This is a genomic window from Streptomyces sp. NPDC043952 (genome assembly GCF_056435325.1).
The window spans coordinates 136,422-146,670 of record NZ_JBWKES010000001.1; the positions used below are offsets into that span (position 1 = coordinate 136,422).

The following is a 10,249-nucleotide window of genomic DNA, read 5'->3' on the forward strand; positions in this document are numbered from 1 at the left end:
CTCTCCTCGTCCGGGGACAGCTGTCGTACCCGCTAACGGACAAGGAGGGGGCCGGTCACCGCGCGTACGGCCGAACGGCGCTGGTGAGAGAACCCTTGGGGTTACCGGGCCGGGCCCACGCCCAGTTCGCCGCCGGCGACGGTGCGCAGCGCCGGGGCGAGGAGGCCCGCCTCGGGCAGGCGCAGCTCCGGCAGGCCGAACCGGTCCGGGTCCGGCGCGCCCAGCGGGGCGCCCAGGTTCAGGCCGGGCCCGTCGGTGTGCAGATCGGCGGCGGGGGCGTCGAGGCCGAGCCGGTCGCCGAGCGGACGCGGCAGCGGCGCCCGCAGGTCGGCGCCGGGCAGCGTCCCGCTGATCGGCAGCCGCGGCAGGATCGGCTCGGGCAGCAGCCGGCCGGTGACATAGCGCGGCCCCTCGGGCACACCCGGCGTCAGCAGCGGCACCTCCAGCGTGGCCTCGGGCGTCCGGGTGCCGAGGGACTGGGAGACGCCCTGGAGCGGCACGGGCACCGGGACCGCACCGGCCGCGGCGGCGGGGGCGGTCGCGCTCACGGTGGCCGCGACGCCGGTGAGCACGGCGGCGAGGGTTCCTCGGGTGGTCGGCTTCATATCGGGTTCGGCCCTTTCCGGGTACGGGAGTTCGGCGTCCGTACCGCGTAACTGGCGTGGCCGGGACGGAGAACGGGGTCGGCGCGCAATTCCCCCGGCCGCCGTAATAGTCGGTTGGTCATGTTCGTACGACCTGATGTACGGCCTGGTGCCCGCACCGCCGCCGTATGCCAGGGCCCCGGTCGTCGGCCATGCCGTCAGCCGCGCAGGCTGGTGGCCGGCAGGACGACGTGCGCGGCGGCGTGCAGGGTCTCCGGGGCGCCGGCGAACGCGGCGAGCGCGGCCGGCTCCACGATGCTGCCGGGCGCGCCCTCGGGCCAGGCGCGGGTGGTGAAGACCAGGTAGGCGAAGCCGCGGGCGCGGACGGCGGCGAGCCACTCCGGCGGCGCGGGGGCCTGGGCGATCAGCCGCGGCATCCGGACGACGGCCTGCCCGGCCTCCACCAGCAGGCTGATGGGGAGGCTCGGCCGGTGGGTGCCGTCGACCAGGTCGCCGCCGACCGGCAGCCCGTTGCTCTCCAGCAGCTGCTCGACCGCGGCGGCGGTGACCTGGGGGCCGCCCGCGGCGTCCCCCAGGGAGTAGGCCAGCAGGTAGGGCATGTCGGTGCCGTCGGGGGCCGCGCCGCTCCAGGGCAGCACGACCAGCGTGCCGAGGTCGGCGGGGCGCAGTTCCGTGGGGGTTGAGGTCACCGCGCGACCATATCGACGCGTCCGGGGGCGGCCCGGCGGCTTCTCACCCGTCCGGAGCAGTGGACCGGAGGGCTCCACACGAACGAGGGAAGCGGCCTCGAACGGCGCGGGGCCGGCACCGCGGATGCGGTACCGGCCCCGGTCGCCGGGGGCGTCAGCGCTGGAGGGGCAGGCCGCCGAGGAGCGGGTTGTGCTGGTTCAGCGCGGTGGTGGCGCCCTTGACCGTGTGCAGCACGGAGTCCTTGTCCTCGGTGTCGAGGGCGTTCGACTGGTGCTGGAGCGGCATCAGGTCCCGCAGGGTGTAGTCGCCCTTGGCGAGCTGGTCGACGGCGCCGTTGAGGCTGGAGGGCGTCAGGTCGGACGCGTTGTAGGCGAACGCGGGCGCGGCGACGCCGGCGAGGGCGGCGGATCCGGCGAGGACGGCGGCAGCCTTCAGGGACTTCATCGTGTTCCTTTCTTCGGCAACGACGTGTCCAACGAGCGCCGCGGCGGGGCGGAAACCCCATGGCCGAGAAGACATATGAACATGCCTCGGCCGGAAAGGTGCCGGATGTCCGGGGCCCGGCCCGGAGGTCAGCCGGCCGTGGTCGGGAGCGTCGTCGGGGTGGCCGTGGGGGTCGGCAGGCCGGGGATGGCGGCGAGGATCTTGTCGAGCAGGGCGGTGGCGGCGGCGACCACCTGGTTGACGTCGGAGACGGCCGCCTGCACCAGGCCGTCCACCGCGGCCAGCACATCGCTGAGGAGGTCACGGGCGGCGGGCGCGCTGCGGGCCATCCCCTGCGGGGCCGGGCCCGGCGCGGCGGGGGACGCGGACGGCTTGGGCAGCGCCGACTGGGACTCGGACCCCGAGGGGACCGGGGCGGGCGCCGAAGGAGCGGCGGGGGCGGCCGGCTTGCCCGTGGCGGCCGGGGTGGCGGGGGTCGCCTGGGCCGGGGCGGCGGGCGCCTGGGGCTTCGTCGCGGCCGTCGCGGCGGCGGGGGCGGCCGGTGCGGCGGGCGTGGGCGTCGCGGCGGCCGGTGGAGCCGCGGGCGTCGTCGCCCCCGGCGCCTTCGCCCCGCCGAGCGTCCCCTCCGCCGCCGCCCGTACGAGGGCCTGCTTCGCCGCGTCGCCGAGCCGCTTGGCCTCCGCCGCGGACAGCCGGCCCTTCGTCAGCGAGCGGTCGAGCAGCTGGACGACCGGCTTGGGCAGGGCGCCGGCCTTGTCCAGCGCCCTGACCTGGGCGAGGAGTTTCGCGGCGCCGGGCAGGGCGGACTGGGAGGCGGGGACGTCGGCACGGTCTCGCGCCATGTCGACGGCGACGGCGACCGGGCCGGTGATCGCGGCGATGACGGCGGCGCTGAGGACGGTGGACGCGAATCGCCGTGCGGGCAGAGGGCGCATGGGGGGTCCTTCCGGATGGGCGTCGGGGTTCACAGCCCACCGTCAGTTGGCCCCGCATGCCCCGCAACCGCTCACCGCGCCAACTGCCCCGTCCGGGCCCGCCCGTGCCCCGTCCGGGGGATCCGGCGCAGGGCGGACATGGGAACCGGCCGCCCGCCCCCGCGACGGATGCGCGGGGCGGACGGCCGGTCGGAGGGGTGTGTGCGCCCCGGACGTCAGCCGTTGACGCAGGTGTTGCCGAACGCCGGGTTCAGCAGGCCGATGACGTCGATGCTGTCACCGCAGACGTTGACCGGGACGTGGATCGGGACCTGGATGACATTGCCCGAGATGACGCCCGGTGAGTTGGCGGCGACAGCGTCCGCGCCGGAGTCGGCGGCGGCGACACCGGCGGCGCCGGCGACGGCCGCGACGGCGGCGGAGGTCAGGACCAGACCCTTCGCGATACGCGACATGGAGAGGTGCTCCTTGGAATAGACACAACATCCGGGCGGATGCCCGGCGTTGTGTCAACGCGTCGCGCCTCCTCGGGTTGTGCCGCCAAAGGGGTGATGTGCGCCGGAGGGCGCCTCGCGGGGGCGTGGCCGCGCATGCCGGAAACCCCCGCGCGGCCGCGCGGGGGTCCTGGTCGGCGGGTGCCGGACGCTCTGGTCCGGCACCCGGCGGGTCAGCGGCGGGTGGCCGTCCGGCCGCGGCGGTACAGCACCGCGCCCGCCATGATCAGCGCGGCGCTGGCGGCCGAGGTCGCGATCATGGCCTTGGCGTTGCCACCGGTGTGCGGCAGGGTCGGCGGCTCGTCGCTGCCGTACCCTCCGGGCGGGGTCGGCTCGTCGCTGCCGTAGGAGGTGGGCGTGGGCGTGGGCTCGTCGCTGCCGTACGAGGTGGGCGTCGGCGTCGGCTCGTCACTGCCGTACGACGTGGGCGTGGGCGTGGGCTCGTCGCTGCCGTACGAGGTGGGCGTCGGCGTCGGCTCGTCGCTGCCGTACGACGTCGGCGTCGGCTCGTCGCTGCCGTACGACGTCGGCGTCGGCGTCGGCTCGGGACTGCCGTAGGAGGACGGCGGCGGCGTGGGCTCGTCGCTGCCGTAGGTCGTGTGCGTCGGTGTCGGGGTCGGGTCCGGCTTGCCGTAGGAGACCGGCGGGGTCGGGTCCGGCTTGCCGTACGAGTCGTCGCCGTACGAGTCGTTGCCGTAACCGGACGGGTGCGAGGTGGCCGAATGGCCGACGTTGGCACAGGAGTTGCCGAACGCGGGGTTCAGCAGCGCGGCCACGTCCACGGAGTTGCCGCAGACGTTGACCGGGATGTGCACCGGGACCTGGACGCTGTTGCCGGACAGCACGCCTGGTGAACCCTTGGTCACGGCCTGCGTGTTGGAGTCGGCGAGCGCGGCGGTGCCGTACAACGAAAGCACGCCGGTCGCGGCAGCTGCGGCCACGACCGCGCCCTTGCTGAGGGTCTGTCGCAATCTCGTAGTCTTCCTGCTCGAACTGCTCGAAGATGTGGGAAGGCCGGCCCCGGACCACAGGATCTAGGGATCGACGGTCCGGGGCCGGCCAGAACGCAGCCGGCGGGCTGGCGTGCGGTGGGTACCGAACGTCAGCCGTTGGCGCAGGTGTTGCCGAACGCGGGGTTCAGCAGACCGATGACGTCCACGGAGTCGCCGCACAGGTTGATCGGGACGTGCACCGGGATCTGGATCACGTTGCCGGAGAGCACGCCCGGAGAGTTCGCGGCGGCGGCCTCGGCCCCGGCGTCGGCGAAGGCGGGGGCGGCCCCGCCCAGCGCCAGGAGGGCACCGGCGATGACTGCAGCGCTCTTCTTCATAAAGTTTTCCCTTCTCTGACGGTCATGCCCCTATGAGCGGTCGAAACCGAGCGAGCACGGCCTTGAACGGCTCGCACCATGACCGGCAGGTTCTAGAACGAGGGATAGACAACCCGAGAAACTCTGGAACGTGCCCGGCCCCCTAATTCACTCGAACGCCCCCATAGAATTGACACCTTGGACGATTAACGGATAGGTGCTTCTTCGGGAAGAAGGACAAAAACGTCCGGGCGCCGCACCGAAAACACGGTGCGGCGCCCGGACGGCACTCGGGGTGGGGCTTGCTCAGCTGCCGACGGCGCCGTTGCCCGCCAGGACGGAGAGGTCGTCCGCGACGTGCGAGAGCGGCTCGTCGTCCTTGGCCTGCGTCGAGTTCTCGGCGCACTGCTGGATCTGCTGCGAGGACAGCACGGGGATGTCCTGGACACCGACGTTGACCAGGGCGAGCACCGACTGGACGTCCGCCTTGACCGGCAGGCCGACGCACAGGTCGTTGAGCGAGCCGCCCACCAGGGTGGCCTGCGGGCTCAGGTTGCCGCGGGTCACCGCGTTCCCGAACGACTCATGGGCGGCGTTGCCGCTGGCCGACGTGGTGCCCGTGTCGTTGCCGATGGCAAGCGCCTGAGGGGCCGCCGCCGCAGAGGCACCGATGAAAGACGCGGCGACCGCCGCCGCGGCCATTGCCTTCTTCAGCATTTCGCTTTCCTTCCCTGGCTTTCGCCAAGACGGATGTTCCTGCCCTCGCATCAACCGGGCCGGCGCCGTTTGGTTGCGGGTGGTCACCCGATCGGATCGTCCGGCCGTATTCACCGGCATTCACCGCCCTTTCGCCGGCGCCCGCGAAATGTGCGCCATTGGAGTGAACGAGGGCAACCCGTGAGCGCCCGGCCCCGTTGAACCAGATCGCTCCGGTGGACGGGGTGTCTTCAGAAGGGAACAGCAAGTGATCAAGAAGGTTCTGGCCACCGCCTCGGTCGCCGCCTCCGTCGTCGGTGTCTCCGCCGCCGCCGCGGCACCGGCCCTGGCCATCGGCAACGACACCGGTACGACGACCTACAGCGGCAACGGCGCCGCGCAGACGTACGGCAACTCGGCCACCTACGGCAACATGAGCCCGCAGATGGCGCTCATTCAGGGCTCGTTCAACAAGCCCTGCATCGGTCTGCCGGCCAAGGCGGACCTCCAGTCGCTGGTGGGCCTGGTCAATGTCGGCGTTCAGGACATCCCGATCCTGTCCTCGCCGCAGACCCAGCAGTGCACGGAGAACTCCACGCAGGCGAAGGGCGACGAGGCCCTGTCGCACATCCTGGACGACATCTCCGCCCTGTCCGGCAACGGCGCCGCCGGCAGCTGAGCGGTCGCTCCGCGCGGCGGCGGGTCACCGGATTTCCCCCCGGTGGCCCGCCGTTTCGCTGTCCGGGCGCCGGTTCGCCCGGAGGGCGTTCATCCATTCATCCGACCACACTGCTCCAAACGGGGCAAACGCCGCAACCACGGCCCCGCCGGGCCAGTTGACGGTCACGCAGCTCCTCCCCGGAGTCCGCCTTTCGAAAGGGAACGAACATGAAGAAGCTGTGGGCAACCGCGGCCGTTGCCGCCTCCGTCGCCGGTCTCGCCGGTGCGGCGGCCCCCCAGGCCCTCGCCATCGGCAACGACCACGGCACCACGTCGCTCAGCGGCAACGGTGCCACGTCGTCCTTCGGCAACTCGGCCACCGCCGGCAGCATGAGCCCGCAGCTCTCGCTGGTCGAGGGCTCGCTCAACAAGCCCTGCATCGGCCTGCCGGCGAAGATCGACGCCCAGTCGCTGGTCGCGCTGGTCAACGTCGGAGTCCAGGACATCCCGGTCCTGTCCTCGCCGCAGACCCAGCAGTGCACGGAGAACTCCACGCAGGCGAAGGGCGACGAGGCCCTGTCGCACATCCTGGACGACATCTCCGCCCTCTCGGGCAACGGCGCCGTCGGCAGCTGAGCGGCCGACTCCCGCGGCGGCGGGTCACCGGTTCCCCCGGTGGCCCGCCGCTTCGTCGTGTGCGGACCGGGCGCCGGCTAGGAGACGACGTCCTTGCGGGCGAACCCCCGGAAGGCCAGCGCGAACAGCACGAGGGCGCAGGCGACCGAGAGCGCGGCGCCCTGGAGCATCCCGGACCACTCGGCGTGCGGCTGGAGGGCGTCGGCCCAGGCGAACTGCCAGTGCGCGGGCAGGAAGTCACGCCAGTGGCCCAGCGCGGTGACGGCGTCCAGCACATTGCCGACGATGGTCAGCCCGACCGCGCCGCCGACCGCGCCGAGCGGGGCGTCCGTCTTCGTCGACAGCCAGAACGCGAGCCCCGCGGTGACCAGCTGGGACACGAAGACGTACGCCACCGCCACCACGAGCCGCTGCACGGCCGTGCCGGCGTCCAGCTCGCCGCCGGTGGGTATCTGGAGCGGCCCCCAGCCGTAGGCGGCGGTGCCGACGGCGAGGGCGACGAGCGGCAGCAGCACCATCGCGGCGAGGCTCAGCCCGAGCGCCACCACCAGCTTGGACCACAGCAGCCGGGCCCTGGGCACGGGCGCGGCCAGCAGATAGCGCAGCGAGGACCAGTTGGCCTCCGAGGCCACCGTGTCCCCGCAGAACAGGGCGACCGGCACGACCAGCAGGAAGCCGGCCGAGACGAACAGGCTGACCGCGGCGAAGTTGGCCCCGGACGCGGTGGCCGTGTCCATCAGGGTGACCTCGCCGCCGCGGGACGAGGGGTGGCCGACGGCGAAGGCGATCACCAGCACGAACGGCAGGACGGCGAGGAGGGCGCCCATCACCAGGGTGCGGCGCCGCTTGAGCTGGCGGACCAGCTCCACGCGCAGCGGCAGGGTGCCCCGCGTGCGGTAACCGGAGGCCACCTCGGTGAGCGTGCTCATGCGGAACCTCCGATCAGGGTGAGGAACGCGTCCTCCAGGCGCCGGTGCGGGCCGACCGAGGCGACCGGCACCGAGAGCCGCACCAGCTCCACGACCAGCCGCTCGGCGGTGCCGCCGGCCGCCAGGCGGACCAGCAGCCCGTCGTCGGTGCGCACGGCGGAGGCGACGCCGGGCAGCGCGGCCACCTTCTCCGCCACCGGCTCCTCCACGGGGCCCGCGGTGCCGACGAGCAGGGTGTCGCCGGAGCCCACGATGTCCCGCACGGGACCGGCCTGGACCAGCCGGCCGCGGTCCATCACCACGAGGTGGGTGCAGGACTGCTCGACCTCGGACAACAGATGGCTGGAGACGATCACGGTGCGTCCGGCGGCGGCATAGCGGATCATCACCTCGCGCATCTCGCGTATCTGGGGCGGGTCGAGGCCGTTGGTGGGTTCGTCCAGGATGAGCAGGTCGGGCAGGCCGAGCATGGCCTGGGCGATGGCCAGGCGCTGGCGCATGCCCTGGGAGTAGGTGCGCACCGCGCGCGACAGCGCGTCGCCGAGCCCGGCGATCTCCAGGGCTTCGTCCAGGTGGGCGTCCCCGGCGGGGCGGCCGGTGGCCCGCCAGTACAGCTCCAGGTTCTCCCGGCCGGACAGGTGCGGCAGGAAGCCCGCGCCCTCCACGAAGGCGCCGACCCGGCTGAGCACCGGGGCGCCGGGGCGGATGGCGTGCCCGAAGACGCGGATCTCCCCCTCGTCCGGGGTGATCAGGCCCATCAGCATGCGCAGGGTGGTGGTCTTGCCCGCGCCGTTGGGCCCGAGCAGACCGAGTACCTGGCCCCGCTCGACGCGGAAGGACAGCTCGCGCACCGCGTACCGGTCGGCGGATCCGGCGTACCGCTTGGCGAGGCCCTCGATGACCAGGGGGACCTCGGCCAGCGCGGGGTCGGGCGCCGGGGCGGCCGTACGGCGGCGGGCGGTCAGCAGCAGGGCGGCGGCCACCCCGGCGCCCGCGAGCGGCAGCCACCACACCCAGGCGGGCAGCGGGGCCGCGGCGGTGCGCACGGCGGGTGCCGTCGGGACGCTGAGGGCGCTCTTGAGGCTGACGGTGTACGCGGCGGGGGCGGCCGGTGAGGCGTAGCCCAGGTCGGTGGCGGCGAGGACCAGGCGGAGCCGGTGGCCCTTCTGCACCTCGTGGTCGATCGCCGGGAGGGTGACGGTGACGTCCTTGCCGCTCTTGGCGCCGGTCACCCGCAGGGGGGTGACGAGCTGGGAGGGCAGCACCTGGTGTTTGCCGTCCGGGCCGACGTCGTAGACCTTGCCGAACAGCACGGCGTCGCCGCTGGTCGAGGTCACGTGGATGCGGGCGGTGGGGGTGCCGGTGATCTGGAGGGTGCGGGTGAGCGGGGCGGAGTCGAAGCGGGCGTACTGGCCGGGGAAGTCGAGGGAGGTGCCGAGGCCGAGCGCGGAGAGCTGCCCGAGGCCGCCGCCGCCGAGGCCGGGCAGCGCGGAGACGGCGGGCGGGCTCGCGCCGGCCGGGTTGGCGAAGTGCTGCCGGCCGCCGGACAGGGGGACGCTGCGCCGGTCGGCGCGCAGGCCCGGATAGCTGCTCGCGCTCGCGCCGCGCAGCTGGGCGGTGCCGTCCGTGGAGTCGACGCCGCCGGTGCGGGTGATCCGGAAGGCGGGGCCGGTGTCGGTGCCCCGGTCGCCCTTCAGATACCGGTCGAACCAGGCGCGCACCCGGTTCTGGACGCGGCCGGTCTCCAGATCGCCGCCGTCGTGTCCGCCCGCGACCCAGTCGACGTCGACGGGGGCGCCGTTGGCCTTGATGGCGTGCTCGGCGGCGTCGGCCTGGCCGAGCGGGAAGAGCGAGTCGGTCTGGCCCTGGACCAGCAGGGTGGGCACCTTGATGCGGGAGCCGACGGCGGACGGGGAGCGCTCCTGGAGCAGGGCGCGGGCGGCCGCGTCCGGGGTGCCGGAGGTGGCGACCCGTTCGTACATCCGGCACAGGGCGGGTTCGAAGCGGGCGCAGCCGCCGCCCTCGCCGAAGAAGACCCCGGCCCACAGCTTCTTGTAGACGCCGTTCGGGAACAGGGCGTCCGCGAGGTTCCAGTAGGTCAGGGCCGGGGCGATGGCGTCCACCCGGCGGTCGTGGCCAGCGGCGAGCAGGGAGATCGCGCCGCCGTAGGAGCCGCCGGCCACGCCCACGCGGGGGTCGCCGGGCTTGTCGAGCCGCACCTGGGGCTGCTTGGCGAGCCAGTCGATGAGCCGGGAGACGTCGGCGACCTCGGCCTTCGGGTCGTTCAGCCCGATCTTGCCGGTGGATCTGCCGAAGCCGCGGGCGGACCAGGTCAGGACCGCGTACCCGTCGCGGGCGAGGTCCTCGGCCTGCTGCCGCATGTCGTCCTTGCTGCCGCCGAAGCCGTGTGCCAGCAGGACGGCGGGGCGGCGGCCGGCGGGGCCCGCGGTGAAGTACGAGGTGTCCAGGCGCACCCCGCCCGGCATGGCCATCATCCGGTCGGCGCGGTGCACGGGTGGTGGTCCGCCGGAGGCGGCGGCCGTCCAGGTGCCGGCGCCGGCGAGCACCACGACGGCGGCCGCGGCGGCCACCAGCCGCCGCGGTCCGCTGAGCAGCCCTCGCAGCCGGGCCACACGAAGATCCATGCCTCAACGGTACGGGCCGCCACTGACATCCGCCGGACCCCCCCGGGCTGAACCAGGGGCCCTCCCAGGGGAGTAGCGGTGGCGGTCCCCTACTTCATCCGCGGTAGCACGGCGGGGGGGGGGGGGGGGGAGGGGGGGGGGGGGGGGGGGGGGGGGGGGGGGGGGGGGGGTGGGGGGTGGGGGTGGTGTGGGGGGGGGGCAACAAA

Annotated in this window: 12 protein-coding genes; 2 read left to right on the top strand and 10 right to left on the bottom strand. The window is 73.9% G+C overall.

What is annotated here, in order from left to right; translation table 11 throughout:
• Positions 1-101: 101 nt before the first annotated feature.
• The 8 genes from AC069R_RS00640 to AC069R_RS00675 form a co-directional block, all read right to left on the bottom strand.
• Positions 102-605 carry a hypothetical protein gene (locus AC069R_RS00640; RefSeq protein ID WP_478763310.1) on the bottom strand — a complete coding sequence of 168 codons (504 nt, stop codon included), beginning with the start codon at positions 603-605 and terminating at the stop codon, positions 102-104.
• A 197-nt stretch (positions 606-802) separates the two neighbouring features.
• Entirely contained in the window at positions 803-1,294 is a 492-nt protein-coding gene (locus AC069R_RS00645; protein WP_478763312.1) for a DUF5949 family protein, read from the bottom strand.
• A 154-nt stretch (positions 1,295-1,448) separates the two neighbouring features.
• Positions 1,449-1,739: a hypothetical protein gene (locus tag AC069R_RS00650; RefSeq protein WP_478763314.1), complete on the bottom strand. Its 291-nt coding sequence runs from the start codon at positions 1,737-1,739 to the stop codon at positions 1,449-1,451.
• Between the two features lie 128 nt (positions 1,740-1,867).
• Positions 1,868-2,674 carry a hypothetical protein gene (locus AC069R_RS00655; RefSeq protein ID WP_478763316.1) on the bottom strand — a complete coding sequence of 269 codons (807 nt, stop codon included), beginning with the start codon at positions 2,672-2,674 and terminating at the stop codon, positions 1,868-1,870.
• Between the two features lie 215 nt (positions 2,675-2,889).
• Positions 2,890-3,129 carry a chaplin gene (locus tag AC069R_RS00660; RefSeq protein WP_471058472.1) on the bottom strand — a complete coding sequence of 80 codons (240 nt, stop codon included), beginning with the start codon at positions 3,127-3,129 and terminating at the stop codon, positions 2,890-2,892.
• A 212-nt stretch (positions 3,130-3,341) separates the two neighbouring features.
• Positions 3,342-4,139, bottom strand: a complete 798-nt coding sequence (locus AC069R_RS00665; protein WP_478763319.1) for a chaplin family protein — start codon at positions 4,137-4,139, stop codon at positions 3,342-3,344.
• Between the two features lie 131 nt (positions 4,140-4,270).
• Entirely contained in the window at positions 4,271-4,498 is a 228-nt protein-coding gene (locus tag AC069R_RS00670; RefSeq protein WP_397985877.1) for a chaplin, read from the bottom strand.
• 285 nt (positions 4,499-4,783) lie between these two features.
• Positions 4,784-5,194 carry a rodlin gene (locus tag AC069R_RS00675; RefSeq protein WP_397985876.1) on the bottom strand — a complete coding sequence of 137 codons (411 nt, stop codon included), beginning with the start codon at positions 5,192-5,194 and terminating at the stop codon, positions 4,784-4,786.
• Positions 5,195-5,441: 247 nt separating this feature from the next.
• Between AC069R_RS00675 and AC069R_RS00680 the strand changes: the two genes are divergently transcribed.
• Together AC069R_RS00680 and AC069R_RS00685 are read left to right on the top strand one after the other, a co-directional pair.
• Positions 5,442-5,852 (top strand): rodlin, encoded by a 411-nt coding sequence (locus tag AC069R_RS00680; protein WP_397985875.1) that lies wholly within the window; start codon positions 5,442-5,444, stop codon positions 5,850-5,852.
• Between the two features lie 209 nt (positions 5,853-6,061).
• Positions 6,062-6,469 (top strand): rodlin, encoded by a 408-nt coding sequence (locus tag AC069R_RS00685; protein WP_478763320.1) that lies wholly within the window; start codon positions 6,062-6,064, stop codon positions 6,467-6,469.
• 77 nt (positions 6,470-6,546) lie between these two features.
• Here the strand turns inward: AC069R_RS00685 and AC069R_RS00690 are convergent, their stop codons facing one another.
• The gene (locus AC069R_RS00690; protein ID WP_478763322.1) at positions 6,547-7,398 is read right to left on the bottom strand and encodes an ABC transporter permease; all 852 of its coding nucleotides are present in this window, start codon (positions 7,396-7,398) and stop codon (positions 6,547-6,549) included.
• Positions 7,395-10,043, bottom strand: coding sequence for an alpha/beta fold hydrolase (locus AC069R_RS00695; RefSeq protein ID WP_478763324.1), 2,649 nt, complete (start codon positions 10,041-10,043; stop codon positions 7,395-7,397). Before AC069R_RS00695 ends, AC069R_RS00690 begins: the two co-directional genes overlap by 4 nt.
• Positions 10,044-10,249: the final 206 nt, after the last annotated feature.

Excerpts from the sequence above, each read along its gene's own strand:
- AC069R_RS00640 (WP_478763310.1), bottom strand. The coding sequence starts at position 605 with ATGAAGCCGACCACCCGAGGAACCCTCGCCGCCGTGCTCACCGGCGTC.
- AC069R_RS00650 (WP_478763314.1), bottom strand. The coding sequence starts at position 1,739 with ATGAAGTCCCTGAAGGCTGCCGCCGTCCTCGCCGGATCCGCCGCCCTC.
- AC069R_RS00655 (WP_478763316.1), bottom strand. The coding sequence starts at position 2,674 with ATGCGCCCTCTGCCCGCACGGCGATTCGCGTCCACCGTCCTCAGCGCC.
- AC069R_RS00660 (WP_471058472.1), bottom strand. The coding sequence starts at position 3,129 with ATGTCGCGTATCGCGAAGGGTCTGGTCCTGACCTCCGCCGCCGTCGCG.
- AC069R_RS00670 (WP_397985877.1), bottom strand. The coding sequence starts at position 4,498 with ATGAAGAAGAGCGCTGCAGTCATCGCCGGTGCCCTCCTGGCGCTGGGC.
- AC069R_RS00675 (WP_397985876.1), bottom strand. The coding sequence starts at position 5,194 with ATGCTGAAGAAGGCAATGGCCGCGGCGGCGGTCGCCGCGTCTTTCATC.
- AC069R_RS00685 (WP_478763320.1), top strand. The coding sequence starts at position 6,062 with ATGAAGAAGCTGTGGGCAACCGCGGCCGTTGCCGCCTCCGTCGCCGGT.
- AC069R_RS00690 (WP_478763322.1), bottom strand. The coding sequence starts at position 7,398 with ATGAGCACGCTCACCGAGGTGGCCTCCGGTTACCGCACGCGGGGCACC.
- AC069R_RS00695 (WP_478763324.1), bottom strand. The coding sequence starts at position 10,043 with ATGGATCTTCGTGTGGCCCGGCTGCGAGGGCTGCTCAGCGGACCGCGG.